15 protein-coding genes are annotated in these 14,749 nt (G+C 65.9%); 5 read left to right on the top strand and 10 right to left on the bottom strand.

What is annotated here, in order from left to right:
* The first annotated feature begins 332 nt into the window (after positions 1-332).
* Complete coding sequence (locus VA599_RS05255; protein WP_346787871.1) at positions 333-905, top strand: hypothetical protein; 573 nt, start codon at positions 333-335, stop codon at positions 903-905.
* 21 nt (positions 906-926) lie between these two features.
* Here the strand turns inward: VA599_RS05255 and sgrR are convergent, their stop codons facing one another.
* Positions 927-2,612 carry an HTH-type transcriptional regulator SgrR gene (gene sgrR / locus VA599_RS05250; RefSeq protein ID WP_346787870.1) on the bottom strand — a complete coding sequence of 562 codons (1,686 nt, stop codon included), beginning with the start codon at positions 2,610-2,612 and terminating at the stop codon, positions 927-929.
* A gap of 86 nt (positions 2,613-2,698) precedes the next feature.
* On the opposite strand from sgrR, the gene VA599_RS05245 reads away from it, so the two are divergent.
* Positions 2,699-2,917, top strand: a complete 219-nt coding sequence (locus VA599_RS05245; protein WP_346787869.1) for a hypothetical protein — start codon at positions 2,699-2,701, stop codon at positions 2,915-2,917.
* Here the strand turns inward: VA599_RS05245 and VA599_RS05240 are convergent.
* The 5 genes from VA599_RS05240 to hflK all read right to left on the bottom strand — a co-directional run bounded on the left by VA599_RS05240 (position 2,905) and on the right by hflK (position 9,902).
* On the bottom strand, positions 2,905-5,283 hold the full coding sequence (locus tag VA599_RS05240) for a glycosyl hydrolase family 18 protein (protein WP_346787868.1): 2,379 nt from the start codon (positions 5,281-5,283) through the stop codon (positions 2,905-2,907). The genes VA599_RS05245 and VA599_RS05240 overlap by 13 nt on opposite strands.
* A 382-nt stretch (positions 5,284-5,665) precedes the next feature.
* A complete protein-coding gene (locus VA599_RS05235; protein ID WP_346787867.1) occupies positions 5,666-6,724 on the bottom strand; it encodes a YjbE family putative metal transport protein in 1,059 nt (352 codons plus the stop codon).
* Positions 6,725-6,748: 24 nt separating this feature from the next.
* Entirely contained in the window at positions 6,749-8,002 is a 1,254-nt protein-coding gene (locus tag VA599_RS05230; protein ID WP_346787866.1) for an NRAMP family divalent metal transporter, read from the bottom strand.
* Positions 7,999-8,877: a protease modulator HflC gene (gene hflC, locus VA599_RS05225; RefSeq protein ID WP_346787865.1), complete on the bottom strand. Its 879-nt coding sequence runs from the start codon at positions 8,875-8,877 to the stop codon at positions 7,999-8,001. The genes VA599_RS05230 and hflC overlap by 4 nt, the downstream gene beginning before the upstream one ends.
* Positions 8,877-9,902 carry an FtsH protease activity modulator HflK gene (gene hflK, locus VA599_RS05220; RefSeq protein ID WP_346787864.1) on the bottom strand — a complete coding sequence of 342 codons (1,026 nt, stop codon included), beginning with the start codon at positions 9,900-9,902 and terminating at the stop codon, positions 8,877-8,879. Before hflK ends, hflC begins: the two co-directional genes overlap by 1 nt.
* A gap of 191 nt (positions 9,903-10,093) precedes the next feature.
* Between hflK and VA599_RS05215 the strand changes: the two genes are divergently transcribed.
* Both VA599_RS05215 and VA599_RS05210 read left to right on the top strand, forming a co-directional pair.
* The gene (locus VA599_RS05215) at positions 10,094-10,309 is read left to right on the top strand and encodes an HP1242/YdcH family protein (protein ID WP_021476553.1); all 216 of its coding nucleotides are present in this window, start codon (positions 10,094-10,096) and stop codon (positions 10,307-10,309) included.
* 124 nt (positions 10,310-10,433) lie between these two features.
* Entirely contained in the window at positions 10,434-10,715 is a 282-nt protein-coding gene (locus tag VA599_RS05210) for a hypothetical protein (protein ID WP_346787863.1), read from the top strand.
* Between the two features lie 62 nt (positions 10,716-10,777).
* Here VA599_RS05210 and VA599_RS05205 read toward each other — a convergent pair whose 3' ends face one another.
* Positions 10,778-11,512 carry a substrate-binding periplasmic protein gene (locus VA599_RS05205; RefSeq protein WP_031296199.1) on the bottom strand — a complete coding sequence of 245 codons (735 nt, stop codon included), beginning with the start codon at positions 11,510-11,512 and terminating at the stop codon, positions 10,778-10,780.
* A 143-nt stretch (positions 11,513-11,655) separates the two neighbouring features.
* A complete protein-coding gene (locus VA599_RS05200; protein ID WP_021476550.1) occupies positions 11,656-12,423 on the bottom strand; it encodes a 2OG-Fe dioxygenase family protein in 768 nt (255 codons plus the stop codon).
* Between the two features lie 159 nt (positions 12,424-12,582).
* Here VA599_RS05200 and VA599_RS05195 point away from each other — a divergent pair, with 159 nt between their 5' ends.
* Complete coding sequence (locus VA599_RS05195) at positions 12,583-13,260, top strand: DUF1345 domain-containing protein (RefSeq protein WP_346787862.1); 678 nt, start codon at positions 12,583-12,585, stop codon at positions 13,258-13,260.
* Between the two features lie 59 nt (positions 13,261-13,319).
* Here VA599_RS05195 and VA599_RS05190 read toward each other — a convergent pair whose 3' ends face one another.
* Together VA599_RS05190 and VA599_RS05185 are read right to left on the bottom strand one after the other, a co-directional pair.
* Positions 13,320-13,931 carry a glutathione S-transferase gene (locus VA599_RS05190; protein WP_104947750.1) on the bottom strand — a complete coding sequence of 204 codons (612 nt, stop codon included), beginning with the start codon at positions 13,929-13,931 and terminating at the stop codon, positions 13,320-13,322.
* A 101-nt stretch (positions 13,932-14,032) separates the two neighbouring features.
* Complete coding sequence (locus VA599_RS05185; protein WP_346787861.1) at positions 14,033-14,728, bottom strand: SIMPL domain-containing protein; 696 nt, start codon at positions 14,726-14,728, stop codon at positions 14,033-14,035.
* Positions 14,729-14,749 lie beyond the last annotated feature (21 nt).

The raw sequence follows: 14,749 nt of genomic DNA, 5'->3' as shown, positions 1-14,749 counted from the left end.
GCCGCGCCGGAGGGGATCTTGCCGCCGGTCCGCGCAGGCTCTGGCGAGGCTGTTTTCAGGCCAGGCCGGCCGGCCAATGCCAAGCGGCTGGTTTGTAAATTCTTGGTGACATAAAGTTGCCTTGGGAATATGCTGAAAGGTTGTTTGCTGTTTTTTGGCATGACGAACGTCCTGGGGAGGGCGTTGGCGCGAAGTCGAATATGGGAAGAGGCGCTTGCCTGTTTCCGGGGAACATAAAGAGGGTGGGCCGGGCGGGGTATATGGGGGTCTCGGGACGCGTTGCGAATGTTGCGGACCGGGCGGCGCATGTATTCTGTTTAGGTGGTGGGCAAATGCACAAGATATTGCAAATACTGTCGTGGCTGCCGTTGGCGGCCTGTCTGGGCATGCCGGCATTCGCCGCGGAGGCGGTGAGGCCGTATCAGGGGCCGCTCAAGTGCGCGGCGTCGGAAATGGCTGACATGTGGCTGGACCAGCGCCTGGGCTGCCTGAAGTCCGGCAGCCGGTTCATCGTCAACGCCGCTGGGGCCGAGGGCGCGGTGCAGGACATGGCCTACGTGGTCAACGAAGCCATCTATGACAAGGACTTCTATCTGATCAACAACCGCAAGGTTCGTTATTTCCAGTCCTTCTTGTGCGTGCGCAACCATCCCCAGGGCGTGCGCTCGCTGTTTCTGTCCGGCGATCTGGCCAATGCGCTGGAACTGAACAACCTGGGCCGCAAGCCGGCCGGCGTCGGGCCGACTTCGGTGAACATCTCGGGAGGCGACAGGGCGGGCGGCGTGGCGACCACCTGCGATCCGGCCAAGCATCCGCTGATCGTCAATTACAGCAGCGGCAAGGTGGAGTCGGTCAATCCGCTGGCCCTGCAGACGCTGCACGTGTACGAGCTGCCGTACAACTGAGCTGGCCGTCTTTTGCGCGGCCTAAGCTTCTCCAGGGCGCAGCCAGACCGATTTGAAGTCGAACCAGCCCATGCTGTTGAGGCGGAAGTCTTCGATCTGGCCCGGTCCCTTCAAGCGCAGCCAATTGTGGAACAGCGGCAGCATCCAGTGCCGCCTCACTGTCTGGGCGGCAAGGCTGTGCGCCTGCTCCTCGCCGCGGCGCCAGCCGCGCAGCCATTGCTCCAGCGGCAGCGCCGGTTCCAGGCAATGGCGCAGCAGCGGCGTGCCCAGCAGCCAGGCCGGCACCGCGTAGTCTATGTCGCAGCTGAAGTTGACTGTGCCCAACCACATATCCGCTTCTCTTTCTCCGCATTCCCAATCCTGATAGCTGCAGGTCTGGTGCTGAACGGCGATGCCGTGCGGCGCCAGGCATTCGGCAATGGCGGCGGCGATCTGCCGGTATTCGGGGTGTTGCTCGTAATAGGCCAGCCGCAGCGCCGGGAGGCGCGGCGCCGGCGAGGGCGTCTCCGGCCGGCTGTGGTGCCAGCGAGGCAACAGGCCTGCCGCCGCCACCCAGAACTGGCGGGCGGCGGGCGGCGTTTGCTGCATGATGGCCAGCGGCGTCAGCGCCTGGGCCAGCCATCGCCGAACGGCGTCGTCCCGCATCAGGGGCGAGCGGCCGTCGCACAGCAGGAAATAGACGCCGGTTTCCAGCGACATTTCGGTTTGTTCCTGCGCCGGCCGCGGATTGATTTCCACGGTCAGATCGCAAATGCCTTGAACGTCCAGCTGCAGCTGGTCTCCCAGCTTGGGCACCATCCAGATGTCCACCTGGTCCAGCAGCGCGCGGTGGCCGAAGTAGTCGTCGAAGGCTTGCAGCGACAGCCGATGCGCATCGTTGATCGCTACCCGGTAGGGGCCGGTGCCGACGGGATGCGAGGCGAAGCCGGGGCGGTCGCCGTGATCGGCCGGCAGGGCCAGCGCGGCTGGGTCGGCCAAAAGCCGCGGCAACCGGGGGTCTGGCTCGGAAAGCTGGATGGCGATGCTGCGCGGCGATAGCCGGCGCATGCCCGCCAGGTGGGAAAACAGCGGTTGCGTGCGCAAGCGCTCCAAGGTGGCGGCGATATCGTCCAGGCTCAGCTCGCGGCCATCGTGCCAGCGTACCCGCGGCCGCAGGTGGAAATGCCACTCGCGCTCCGAATGTTGTTCCCAGTGGTGGGCGAGATCGCCTTCTATTTCCCCTTTTTCCTCGTTTAGCCGAGTCAGTCCGTTGAAGATCTGGGACACCAGATGGCGTTCGGAGCGCCTGAGCGGCGTGCCGGGCATCAAATTGGGCATCGGTCGGTAATAGGGCACGCCCAGCACCTGGCGCTCCTGGCTCCAGCGGTGGCCCAGACGAGACAGCAGCAGCGGCGCCAGTTGCCTGGGGTCATCGTCCAGCAGCGCCACCGCTTGTTCCACTTTCCCTTGTTCCAGCAGCTGTTCCGCTTGCTGGCGTTGAAGCTCGGCGATGCCGCGCAGGAAGCGCAGGCCGGAACGGCTGCCGCGTCCGGCGCGGGCATTCCATTCCAGCCAGCCCAGCCCTTGCATCTGGATCAGCAGGCTGCGCATGTGGCGGCGAGTGCAGCACAGCAGGTCGGCCAACTGCTGCAGCGAGGCTTCGCCATCCTGGCCGGAGAAGCCCTGGCGCAGGCGGCTGTATTGTTGCAACAGGCGGTTATGGCTCATAAAGGGGAAATTTGTAGGAAAAAGTCAGCAATTTTTTGTTCATGTTATCAGGGCGACAATACGGCATCCAGTATGAGGAGTTCAAGATGGAGCACGATGAGCTGTCGCGTTTTTTGCAGGACTATCTGGGCCGCCAGCCCCGCTTGTTCGGCATCGATCCCCAGGAGGCCTTGAGCCGCCTGAACGAGGTGATGCAATGGGACGACGAAAAAAAGACGGCCGGGATGAGCCGGCCGCAAGCGGAGGAACAAGGGATTGATCCCGGCCCGCGGCTGGCGCGGGCCGGGAGCGCTCAGCGCAGATAAGGCAGGTAGGGCGCTTCGTCGCGGATGGCGTAGGTTTTGCCGTTCAGACCCACCGTGTAGTGGCTGGGGCCGGAGATCGGCAGGTAATACACCACGTCCAGCGTCACGCTTTGTCCGGCGCCCAGGCTCTGCCAGCTGGGCAGCTTCACCGATACGCGGTTGAAGTCGCCCTTCAAGCCGCCGACGTTGCTGCCGCTGTGGCCGGCGCTGATCACCTTGAGCCCGAAGCCGGATTGGTCGGCGATAGTGGCCGGCGCCGAGGTCGGCACGTCGAACTGGAACTCGGTGCCGCCGGGCAGCGCGGTTTGCGAGCGGTTGACGATGGTCAGCTTGGGGTTGATCGGATAGTTCTGATCGCCCAGCTTGAAGCCGCCCAGGCTGAAGCCCACGTCTATCGCCGCGGTCGGCGCCGGCGCGGCGTCGGCGCGGCGGGCGCTGACCTTGGCCGGCTGGCTGAAGGTGTTGTACAGCAGCGAGGTCAGCGTGGTGCCGATGAAGTACTCGCCCTGGCCGTTGTAGCGCTGGGCTTTCCAGTCATAGTCGCCGGCCAGTTCCCAGAACATCACGCCGCCGACATTGTTGGCGTCTATCCAGGCGGCCTTCTGCGCGATCGACTGCTCGTCCTCGGTCGACAGGAACACCTTCTTGCCGGCGTTCCACAGCCACGGCGCGGCCAACGCGCTGTTGTAGCTGCGCTGATAGCTGCCGGTGAGCTGGTTGATCGGCAGCGTCGGGTCGATGCCGTAGGAGGCGAGGTAGCTGCCGGCCAGGCCTTTCTCCAGGTTCTTGGCGTGCCACATCGGGTTGGAGCCGCCCGGGATCTCTTTGCCGCTGTCGTCCAGGTCGTGCCAGATGTTGTCGATGCCCACCGCGCCGTCGCCGCATTCTGTCAGGCCGGTCGGGCAGTTGCTGCCCACCGAGCTGCCCCACAGGCCGTTGCTGCCGCCGGTGACGTTCTTCCAGCCGCGGGTGTAGTAGGGCACGCCCATATTGACGCGCGAGGCTGGCAGGCTGCCGCGGTAGTAGTGGTAGGCCCAGTCGGTGTTCAGGTAGCCGATATTGCCGTACTGCGGCGTGCTGTACACGTTCCAGAACGCCAGTTCGGCATCCTTGCCGTCATCGTACAGCGCGGCGTTGGGGCCGACGAAGCGGTTCCACGCGCCGTGCAGGTCGTAGGACATCACGTTGACGAAGTCGAGATACTTCAGGCCCTGGAAGGTCTCCATGCCGCGCAGCAGGTAGCCGGAAGCCGGCACCGCGGCGGTGATTTGATAGTAACGGCCGTCCTGGGCGGCGGCGCGGTCCAGCCGGTCGCGCAGCGTCTGCAGCAGCGCCACATAGCCCTTGGTCAGCGAGCCCAGCCGGGCATTGGAGAAACTCCAGTCCAGCGGGTTGCCGGCGTTGTTCATCGAGGTCGGGTATTCGAAGTCGATGTCGACGCCGTCGAAGCCGTACTTGCGCAGGAAGGCGACGGCGGAGTCGGAGAAGGCGTTGATGCCGGCCTGGTTGACGGTGCCGTCGGCGTTGACGGTCATGCTGTAGAAGCCGCCGCTGGCCACGCGCTTGCCGCTGGCGTCGAAGTAGCCGCCGGTTTCGGCCCAGCCGCCCACCGAGATCAGCGTTTTCACGCCCGGGTATTTGCGCTTGTACTGGGTCAGCAGGTTGAAGTGGCCCTTGTACGGCAGGCTGGCGTCCATCTCGGCGCCGGCCACGCCCGGCCAGGTCATGTCGGTGGCCGGATTGCCCGGCGCGGCGTCGTTGACCGACAGCTTGTTGTCGCCATCCACGTGGGCGAAGGCGTAGTTGATGTGGGTGAGCTTGTTCCAGGGGATGTCGCTGGCCAGGTAGGACGGGCTGCCGTCCTTGCCGGTGCGCCAGCTGGTGAAGTAGCCGATGATGCGGCGGCGGCTGCCGTTGGCCAGCTGTTCCGCGCCGCCCTGCTTGTAAACCGCGCAGTAGGGGACGTCCACGCCCTGGGTTTGCGCCAGCGCCTCGGGCCGGCACAGCGCGTTGCCGGTGGGCGCGGGCACCTGCACCAGCGGCGGATCTACCGGCGGCGGGTTGCCGCCGCCGCATTGGCCGATCAGCTGCCAGGGGCTGGCGTCGCCGGCTGACGGCGTATTGCCCTGGGTCCACCACTTGGCCTGCCAGGTCTGGTTCTGGTAGCTGACGCGCTGGCCGCCGGTGTAGACGGCGGTGGCGTTCCAGGCAGGGTCGGCGCAGCTGCTGTCTGCGGTCTTGAGCAGATAGGAGGAATGCGCCGCGGGGAACGGGGCGCCGGACGGCACGGTGCCGGCCACCAGCGCGACGCTGCCTATGGCGCCGGCCGCCAGGCCGCTTTTCACAAGCATCAGGGTCTTGCTCACTCGGTATCTCCCTATTGTGATTGGGTGCGAAACAAGCGTTGTGAGTTGTATTGAAGTGGTATTGCAAATTGGAATGTAGCGACTAGGATGAAAAATGACTCTGTACTTTTTTACAGGTCAATCTTGTAATTAATAACTTTCAGATTGAATTGGCTTTATTAATCAATCTTGATTGTTAGAGAAAAAGCACTAAATGACATTGTCTTTAATTGGGATGAATAAAGGCTTGCGGGGCGAGATTTTGCAAGCCTTGAGGCGCTGCCGGGGATAGGAAAGGGGGGGAGGCCGGGCGTGTTGGCGCCGGCCTTGGTTTCAAGGCCGGCTGGTCATCAGGTCAGTGAGTCTGTCCTGAAACTGTTGCATACCAGATACATACCAGATATCAGGGATGGGGAGATGGCGCGCGATGGTGAGGCGCGGGCAGCAGGCCCTGGCTGAGCAGATGCCAGGCCAGCCACAGCAGCACCAGCGCGCCTAGCGCCGCGGCGAGGCCGACCAGCAGCTTGAGCGCGAGGCTGAGGCGGGCGTCGTTCCGTTCGCCGTTTTGTAGCGGCTCGGCCGGACCAGGGATCGGGGGCGAAAGCGTTTCAGCCGCGATGGCGGTTTCTGCGGACGCGGCAAAGGTGCGGGCGGCCAGCGTCTCGACAGGTGCCGAAGCCGGAGCGGCGCGTGCGCCGGCATCGCCCAGGCTGGCCAGCTTGCGGGCCAGGGGAGCGAACAGCGGCAGGGGAGGCGGCGCGGCGGGCAGCTTGGCCCGCTGTTCGCGGACGATGCGGCTTTGCAGCAGCACGAAACCCGCGCCCATAAGCGGCGCCACGACCAGCAGGGCCGGCGCCTGGCTGGCCACCCAGTCGCCCCACAGCGCGTCGCTGGCGGCCAGGCCGCCGGCCAGCCAGCCCAGCACGGCGGCGCCGGCCGGGATCAGCAGCGGGTAGTCGTCCATCAGCTTGGAGAGCAGCAGGCTGCCGTACATCAGCAAGGGCACGCTGAGCGCCAGGCCCAGCAGCAGGAACATCACGCTGCCCTGGGCGGCGGCGGCCAGCGCCACCACATTGTCCAGGCTCAGCGCCAGATCGGCCCCCACCACCAGCATCACCGCGTTCCACAGTTGCTGGCTGTGGCCGGCGCGTTCAGCCAGCGCTTCGCCGCCGCCGTCTTCATCGCCGCCCAGCAGCAGCTGGATGGCGATGGCCAGCAGGATGGCGGCGCCGATCAGCTTCAGCATCGGCACCCGCAGCAGCGCGCCGGCGGCGGCCGCCAGCAGCAGGCGCAGGACGATGGCGAAGCCGGTGCCCCACAGCACGGCGCGGCGGCGCAATGCTTCCGGCAGCGAGCGGCAGGCCAGCGCGATCACCAGCGCGTTGTCGCCGCTGAGGATCAGGTCCAGGAAGGAGACCTGGAAGGTCAGGCTCAGCGAGTGGGCGAGGCTGTCGGGTTCCATACCGTATTCCTTGAGGAGCGGGCCTCAGCCCAGGCTGCCGACGATGCCGGCGTAGAGGCTGAAGCCGGCGAGCAGCAGCAACAGCGGCGCCAGCGCCATCCGGTAGCGGCGGCTGGGCGCCAGCGGCGCGGGCAGCTCGCGGCAGGCCAGCCAGTACAGCCCGGCGAGCATCACGGGCAGCAGCAGCGCGTTGGCCACCGAGGTGACGATGGACAGCTTGATCAGGTTGACACCGGAGGCCACCAGCGCGCCGGCGCCGGCCAGCATCGCGGCGAAACCGCCGTAGAACCAGGGCGCGTCCAGCGGATGTTTTTCCAGCGAATCGCGGCGTCCGGCCAGCTCGCCCAGCGTCCAGGCGCTGGTCAGGCAGACCACGATGGCGGCCACCAGCGCGCCGCCGCCCAGCGCCAGCGCGAACAGCAGGCGGCCGCCGGTGGGGCCGAGCAGGCGGGTGAAGCCGCCGGCGATGTCGGGAATGCTGTCCAGGCTTTGTCCGCCCGCGCCGTCGCCGAAGGCCGCGGCGGCGGCGATCAGGATGCCGGCGGTGATGATCTGGCACAGCACGGCGCCCAGCATCGTGTCCATCCGCGCCGGCTTCAGGTCGTCCAGCGTCAGCCCCTTGTCCAGCATCGCCGATTGCTGGTAGCTGAGCGTCCACGGCATCACGCAGGTGCCGATGTTGGCTGCGGCCAGCAGCAGGAAGTCGTGGTTGTCCAGCGGCAGGCTGGACAGCTGCGCCGCCATCTGGCCCGGATCGGGGTGGGCCAGCCAGGCTTCGGCCAGGAAGGCCAGTTCGAATACGCCGAGGCAGATGGCGATGCGCTCCACCGAGCGGTAGCTGCCGGTGCAGACCATGATCAGAACCAGCGAGCACAGCAGGGTTATCGTCTGCCAGGCGGGAATGCCGAACAGCTGGCCAATGCCGGCCAGACCCGCCAGCTGGGTCGCCAGCGCGCCCAGGCAGCTCAGCAGCAGCACGGCGGCGGAGGCCAGCTCGGCGCGGCGGCCCCAGCGCCGGCGCACCAGCTCGCCATAGCTCAGCCCGGTGCCCAGCGCCAGCCGTATCGTCAGCTCCTGCGCCAGGTACAGGAAGGGGATGAGCACGAACAGCAGCGGCAGCATGCGGTAGCCCCAGTGCGCGCCGCTCTGGGCGGCGGCGATCACGCTGCCGGTTTCGGTGTCGGCCAGCATCACCACCAGGCCGGGGCCGAGCGCGGCCAGCAGATGGCGCAGCCGGCGCAGCGTGGAGGCTTGCAGCGGCATGTCTGCCCCGTTCATGGCTTGCCGCCCGCGGGGCCGGTTTTCAGGTCATGCAGCAGCGCGGAGTCGGGCGACAGCACCAGGGTCGGCGCGGAGTCGGCCAGCGACTGGCGGTAGGTCTGCAGCGAGCGGTAGAACTTGTAGAACTTCGGGTCCTTGCTGAAGGCCTGGGCCAGGGTGCGGCCGGCGTCGGCGTCGGCCTCGCCGTGGATGATGGCGCTTTGCCGCTGCGCCTCGGACAGGATCACGGTGCGGTCGCGCTCGGCCTTGGCCTGGATCTGCTGCGCCCATTCCGCGCCTTGCGCGCGCAATTCCTTGGCCTCCTGCTGGCGGGCCGACTTCATCCGGTCGTAGATGGCCTGGCTGGTCTCCAGCGGCAGGTCGGCGCGGTGCAGCTGCACCTCGGTCACTTCCAGCCCCAGCGGGCGGGCGCGTTCCGCCACCTCCTGCTGGATGCGGGCGACGATGGCGCGGCGGCCCGGCGACAGCAGGTCGGTCAACGGCGCCTTGCCCAGCTCGCGCCGCAGCGAGGTGCTGACCAGTTGCGTCAGCTGGGCGCGGGCCTGTTCCTCGGTGCGCAGCGCCTGATAAAAGCGCAGCGTGTCGGCGATGCGGTAGCGGGTGTAGGTTTCCACCTCCAGCCGCTTCTCGTCACCCAGAATCACCTGCTCCGGCGGCGGCGCCAGCATCTGCAGCCGGGTGTCGTAGTACTGCACGCTGTCCACCAGCGGCAGTTTGAATTTCAGCCCCGGCTCGCCGTCCACGTTGACCGGCGCGCCCAGCCGCACCACCAGCGCCTTCTGCCCCTCGTTCAGCGTGTATTGCGCCGACAGCGCCAACCAGACGACAGCCAGGCCCGCGGCCCAGCCGATTCCGCGCCACTGCTTGTCCATCAACGGTTCTCCTTGCCGGCCTTGGGTTTGTCCTGCAGCTGCAATAGCGGCAATACGCCGGCGCCGCTCTTGCCTGAGCCGTCTATCACCACCTTGCTCGCCTTCTTCAGCATGTCGTCCATGCTTTCCAGGTACAGCCGCCAGGCGGTGACATCCTTGGCCTGGGCGTAGGTCTGGTACACCGAATCGAAGCGCTTGGCCTCGCCCTGCGCCAGATTGACCACCTGGCTGCGGTAGGCCTCGGCCTCCTGGCGGATGCGTTCGGCCTCGCCGCGCGCCTTGGGCAGGATGTCGTTGCTGTAGGCCTGGGCCTCGTTGCGGGCGCGCTCCTGGTCGGCGCGGGCGCGCTGCACGTCGTTGAAGGCGTCGATCACCGCCGCCGGCGGATCGACGCGCTGCAGCTGCACCTGGGTGATCAGGATGCCGGCCTGCTGCGCGTCCAGCCGCTGCTGGATCAGGCCGCGGGCCTCTTCGGCCACCTGCTGGCGGCGGTTGGACATCGCCGCCTGGATGGGCGTGCGTGAGATCACTTCGCGCAGCGCGCCTTCGGCGGTGATGCGCAGCGCCTCTTCCGGCTTGTTGGCGCGGAACAGGAACTGGCCGGCGTCCTTGATGCGCCAGAACACCGCGCAGTCGGCCTCGACGATGTTCTCGTCGCCGGTCAGCATCTGTTTTTCGCGCGGGTCGGCGGCGTCGGGCGGGCCGCTTTCATACAGATTGGCCAGTTTCAGCTGCTTGATCTGGGTGACCTTGGGCAGCTGGATGGTTTCCATCGGCCAGGGCAGATGGTAGTGCAGGCCGGCGGAGGTGGTGTCGGTCCAACGGCCGAAGCGTTGCACCACGCCCTGTTCGTCTGGTTCCACGCGGTAGACGCCGGACGCCAGCCAAAGAATGGCGACGATGCCGGCGAGCAGCGCCAAGCCCTTGCCGCGCATGCCCAGCAGTTCCAGCGTGTAGTCCAGCCGCTGCCGCAGCGCGGCCAGCGTGGGGGGGAGAGGCGGTGTCGGGAGACGGGTATCGGGCATGTCGGGCTTGTCCTGATTTTAACCATGCTTGCTGTCGGGTTTAACGCGGCAAATGCCGGAAGGATGACAAGGAGCGCAGATTTAGCGATGCGGCAATGGCTGAGACAGATCAAATGAAGCCGGGCGCACGGGCGTTAGCATGAAGTCATGGCCGGCGGCGCCGGCCCCACCCACCGCGAAGGAGATGGCCGATGTTTCCCGAATACCGCGAACTGATCACCCGCCTGAAAACCGAGGACACGCATTTCGCCCGCCTGTTCGACAAGCATAATCAGCTGGATCAGCAGATCAAGAACATGGAAGAGCGCATCCTGTCGGCGACGCATGAAGAGATCGAAACGCTGAAGAAGGAAAAACTGAAGCTGAAGGACGAGCTTTACACGTTGCTGAAGGCCCGCGCCTCCTGATTCGCAGGCGAGGCGGAGATCCGAAAGCCGGCCGTTTGCGCCGGCTTTGCGATTTCCAGCCTGCAAATCGGCAGAGTTGAGACTAATACTAATAAAACAACTCTATGCCCCGGGGAAGGTTTCCATGCATTTCGATGAGATCCAAAGCAAGCATTTCGTTACCCTCAGCCGCACGCCGCTGCCGCATACGCTGATCGAGCAGGCGCTGGTCGCGATGGGAGGAGGCGGGAACGATGGCATGAATTTCCGCAAGCAGGCGCTGGCCGCCGCCGGCTGGAACCATGACGGTCTGGTGCCGTTCGCCAAGCATCCTGAAAAAGCCGCCGAGGCGTTCAACCGCCTGCGGGAGGCGATGGCGGGGGCGGAGTCGCCAGATGCGCTGTTGAAGGCGCTGGGCGCCGAGTAAGTCCTGCTGCGTGATAGCAACGCCCCGAGCGGATGGCCGCCGGGGCGTTTTGCTTTGGAAGCTCAGTCGTCGCGATAGCGGCGGCGGATGGCTTGCAGCCGTCCATCGGCGCGCACCCGCTCCAGCGCGGCCTGCAGCCGGGCCGTCTGTTCCGGCGGCGTCTGCGGATTCAGCGCGAACCAGTATTGCAGCTTGCCGTCCAGCAGCCACACGGGGGAGACGTTCTTTTCCGGCAGCCGCTGCTGGCGCATCTGCCAGGCCATCGCCCAATCCAGCATGGCCACCAGGTCCACTCGCTTCAATAGCAGTTTTTTCAGATTGACGGCGTCGCTCTGGCCCAGGTCCAGGTTCTGGCCGCTCTGCAGTCCCAGCGCTTGCAGCTGGTTGGCGGAGGCCGAGCCCGCCAGCACGCCGTTGCGGTAGCGGGTCAGATCGCTGGCGGCGTCGACGCGGATGTCGCCGCGTTTGTCCAGGCGGTACATATAGATGCGGCGCGAGCCGATGGGGCCCACCCACTGGAACTGGGCCTCGCGCTCCGGCGTGCGCACCACGGTGTAGAGCAGGCCGCCCGCCGTATCCCTGGCCTTGGCGTAGGCGCGCAGCCAGGGCAGCACCTCTATCGTCAGGTTCAGCCCCGCCTCGCGCGCCACCAGCTGCAGCACCTCGGTGGAGTAACCCTTCACGTTGCCATTGTCCAGGTAGTTCAGCGGCGGAACGTCTTCGGTATAGGCGTGGAGCTCCGCGGCCGGCGCGCAGCCGAACCAGCAGGCCGCCATCAGCGCCAGCATGCTTCTCATCACGGTCCACTCCATCCGGCTTGTCGTCGCCATTGTTTACATCAGCATAGGCCAAGAAGATTACCATTTGGCGTGGCCGGCGCATGTCCCGATGCCGCGCCGGCGCGCCTGGCCTCCGGCGGGAACTGGATGGCCGGAGAGGGTCAGCGGCGGCGGAAGCTGATCAGCAGCACGTCGCGGTTGCCGTCGCGGGACGGATCCAGCTGGCTGACCGGAGTGACGCCGTGCAGCACGCGCTCGTCGTTGACCAGCGCGATGTCCAGCGGATCGGTCAGCGTGAACGAGGCGAGCGGCTGCTTTTCCAGATTGAACAGCTCGGTGGCGCCGCTCACCAGATTGTGGCGCTTGACCATCATCATCATCAGGAAGTGCACGCCGTCGCGGTGGACGCCTTCCGGCGTGGGCCAGCCGGGCTGGCGGTTCCGCGTTTCGATGCGGAATTGGTGCGCTTCGATGTGCCACGGCGTGTACGGCGATAATTGGCCGAAGATGGCGCAACCCAGGCTCAGCGCGGCCTGCATGGTGGCGCCGTGCAGGATTTCGTTGCGTATCGGCTCGAAATGGCGCGGCACGCCGCCATTGAGCGGGTTGTACAGTTTGCTCTGATAATGCGGGCGGTGGGCTTCGGCGCGCGCCTGGCGCGCGGACGGTTCGGCGCTGAGCGTCGCGTGCAGCCGCTTGCGGTAGCGCCCGCCGTCCGCCATGAACTTGTCCTGCTGCAGATGATTCCAACTGTCCTGAAAGGCCGCCCAGTCAGCCAATGCGCCTGGGAAGCGTTGCAGTAGGGAACGGCTTTGCTCCGCCGGCAGCAGGCAGAAGTCGTGCAGCGCCAGGCGTTGGCAGATCTGCTCCAGCTGCGGTTCGAGGTGGGGCTGGGTGTGAGGGTGGTGGGCGGCGAGTGCCGAGCTCATGATCTCTCCAATGGTTCTTGTGCTTGTAATCTGAATTCTGCTGTAACTGAATCGAAAAGAGAAATATTTTATGCAATGTGAATTTAATCTGCGGCGATGCCCGCCCAATAGTCTGGGGGGCGCGTGTTGCGCGCATTCGACACGGGAGGATATTCATTGATGACGAGCTTGCTTCGCCGTTTCATTCTGGCGCGCATGGTGCTGGCGCGGCCCAGGCTGGCCTGGTCGGCGCTGTTCGGCTTGCTGGCGATCGCGGCCTTGCCGCATGTGGTGGCGATGCACGACGTCACGCGCTACATCATCGGCTGGAACGCGGGCGCCTGGCTGTACCTGGCGCTGGTCGGCTGGATGATGTTCGGGAGCGGGCGCAAGCCGATACGGCACTGGGCCAGGGTGGAGGACGAGGGGCAATGGCTGGTGCTGCTGCTGGTGTGCCTGGCGGCGGCGGCCAGCCTGTCGGCCATCGTGATGGAGCTGGCCGTGGTGAAGGACATGCATGGCTGGCCGCGCGCAGCCCATATCGCGCTGGCGGTGCTGACGCTGCTGTCCTCGTGGGCGTTTACCCATGTTATGTTCGCGCTGCATTACGCGCGCGGCTTTTACGCCAGGGAGGCGCATGGCTTGCCGGGCGGGCTGGAGTTTCCCGGCACCCGGCAGCCGGATTATGAGGATTTCCTGTATTTCGCCTTCATCATCGGCACCTCGGGCCAGACCGCCGACGTCAGCTTCACCGACGGCAGCCAGCGCCGCACTGGCACCGTGCACTGCGTGCTGGCCTTTTTCTTCAACGCCACCGTGCTGGCCTTGATGATCAACATCGCCGCCGGCTTGATCTGAGCGGCCGACAATGCGAAACGCCACCGCGAGCGGTGGCGTTTTTTATTCGAAGGCGAGGCTCAGGCTGCCGGCGGCTCGGTGTCCTGGAAGGACTGGCGGGTATGCAGGCGCTGCAGCAGCGCGTCCAGATTGGGATGGGCGGCGCGCCAGTCGATTTCCGGCGCGCGGAAATCCAGGTAGCCCAGGCAGCAGCCGACGGCGATGTCGGCCAAGCTATAGCCGTGGCTGGTGCACCATGGCTTTTCGCCCAGATCCTCCGACAGCGTGGCCAGGCCGCGCAGGATCTTGCCGCGCTGGCGTTCCACCACTTCCTCCATCTGCTTCTCCGGCGGGCGGCGGCGCTCCAGCACGATGGCCACCATCGCGTCGATGATGCCGTCGGCCAGCGCTTCCCAGCGGCGGGCGCCGATCAGCTGGCGGTTGTCCTGCGGCAGCAGGCGCGATACCGGCGAGCTGTTTTCCAGGTATTCGACGATCACGCGGGAGTCGTACAAGGTGGAGCCGTCGTCCAGCTCAAGCACCGGCACCTTGCCCAGCGGGTTGTACTCGGCGACGCGGGTGTCCGCGTTCCAGGGCACGTCTTCCTCCAGCGGGCAGTCGATTTTCTTTTCAGCCAGCACGATGCGCACCTTGCGGGCATAGGGGCTGGTCAAAGAGGCGATCAGTTTCATGTTAGGAGCGATGGCGAGGGATCGGAAGATGACGCCGGCCCCGAGACGGGGCCGGCGAGCGCAGTGCTTACTTTAGCGCAAGCGGGCGGGGGCTGAAAGCCTTACTTGAGTTCAACCTTGCCGCTGACTTGCAGTTGCAGCTGGGTCTGGCCCGGCTGCAGGTCGGGCTGGCTGACGCTGGCCTCGGTCCCGGCCATCGCCGCCTTCATCATCATGACAGGCGGCCGGAAGCCGTGGTTTTGCTGGCCGATGTCCAGCTGCTGGATGTTGACCGTGTTCTTGCCCAGCGCGCGCGCGGCCACTTCCGCCTGATTCTTCAGATTGGCGATGGCCTCGGGAATCATGCTTTGCTCGGCCTTGCGGCGGGACTCGTCGGACACGCCGAATTGCACGCCTTCCAGCAGCATGGTTTGCTGCAGCTTGGAGATCAGCTCGGCGGCCTGGGCGAAGTCCTTGCTCTTCAGCTGGATCTCGGAACGGCCTTGCCAGCCGGTGATCTTGCCGTTCTTGTCGTAGCTGGGCCAGGTGCTGTAGCTGCCGCTGGACAGCTGCACGTCCTTGTAGCCGCGGCCGATGGCCATGCCGTTGGCGGTGGCCTTGTTCAGCCTATCGGCCAGCACCGCGGCCTGGTTGTTGCTTTGTTGCACATACAGGGTGGCGCTGATCTGGTCGTTGGCCACGTCGCGCTGGGCGCTGGCCGACAGATTGAGCTGCACGCCGTCGGCGGCGGCAGCCAGCGGGGCCGCGCCGGCCAGCATGAAACACAACAGCATGGGCTTGATTCGGTTTTTTCTCATTTCGGCTCCTGGGCTGAATGT

This window comes from Chromobacterium indicum, from assembly GCF_039708975.1.
Classification (GTDB): domain Bacteria; phylum Pseudomonadota; class Gammaproteobacteria; order Burkholderiales; family Chromobacteriaceae; genus Chromobacterium; species Chromobacterium piscinae.
The sequence above is the reverse complement of the archived record's forward strand: the minus strand, read 5'-3'. Positions and strand labels throughout refer to the sequence as shown.

Coding starts and splice junctions, on each gene's coding strand:
- VA599_RS05235 (WP_346787867.1), bottom strand. CDS start 6,724: ATGGAACCCGACAGCCTCGCCCACTCGCTGAGCCTGACCTTCCAGGTC.
- VA599_RS05185 (WP_346787861.1), bottom strand. CDS start 14,728: ATGAGAAAAAACCGAATCAAGCCCATGCTGTTGTGTTTCATGCTGGCC.
- VA599_RS05210 (WP_346787863.1), top strand. CDS start 10,434: ATGCATTTCGATGAGATCCAAAGCAAGCATTTCGTTACCCTCAGCCGC.
- hflK (WP_346787864.1), bottom strand. CDS start 9,902: ATGCCCGATACCCGTCTCCCGACACCGCCTCTCCCCCCCACGCTGGCC.
- VA599_RS05255 (WP_346787871.1), top strand. CDS start 333: ATGCACAAGATATTGCAAATACTGTCGTGGCTGCCGTTGGCGGCCTGT.
- sgrR (WP_346787870.1), bottom strand. CDS start 2,612: ATGAGCCATAACCGCCTGTTGCAACAATACAGCCGCCTGCGCCAGGGC.
- VA599_RS05195 (WP_346787862.1), top strand. CDS start 12,583: ATGACGAGCTTGCTTCGCCGTTTCATTCTGGCGCGCATGGTGCTGGCG.
- VA599_RS05190 (WP_104947750.1), bottom strand. CDS start 13,931: ATGAAACTGATCGCCTCTTTGACCAGCCCCTATGCCCGCAAGGTGCGC.
- VA599_RS05200 (WP_021476550.1), bottom strand. CDS start 12,423: ATGAGCTCGGCACTCGCCGCCCACCACCCTCACACCCAGCCCCACCTC.
- hflC (WP_346787865.1), bottom strand. CDS start 8,877: ATGGACAAGCAGTGGCGCGGAATCGGCTGGGCCGCGGGCCTGGCTGTC.
- VA599_RS05205 (WP_031296199.1), bottom strand. CDS start 11,512: ATGAGAAGCATGCTGGCGCTGATGGCGGCCTGCTGGTTCGGCTGCGCG.
- VA599_RS05245 (WP_346787869.1), top strand. CDS start 2,699: ATGGAGCACGATGAGCTGTCGCGTTTTTTGCAGGACTATCTGGGCCGC.
- VA599_RS05230 (WP_346787866.1), bottom strand. CDS start 8,002: ATGAACGGGGCAGACATGCCGCTGCAAGCCTCCACGCTGCGCCGGCTG.
- VA599_RS05215 (WP_021476553.1), top strand. CDS start 10,094: ATGTTTCCCGAATACCGCGAACTGATCACCCGCCTGAAAACCGAGGAC.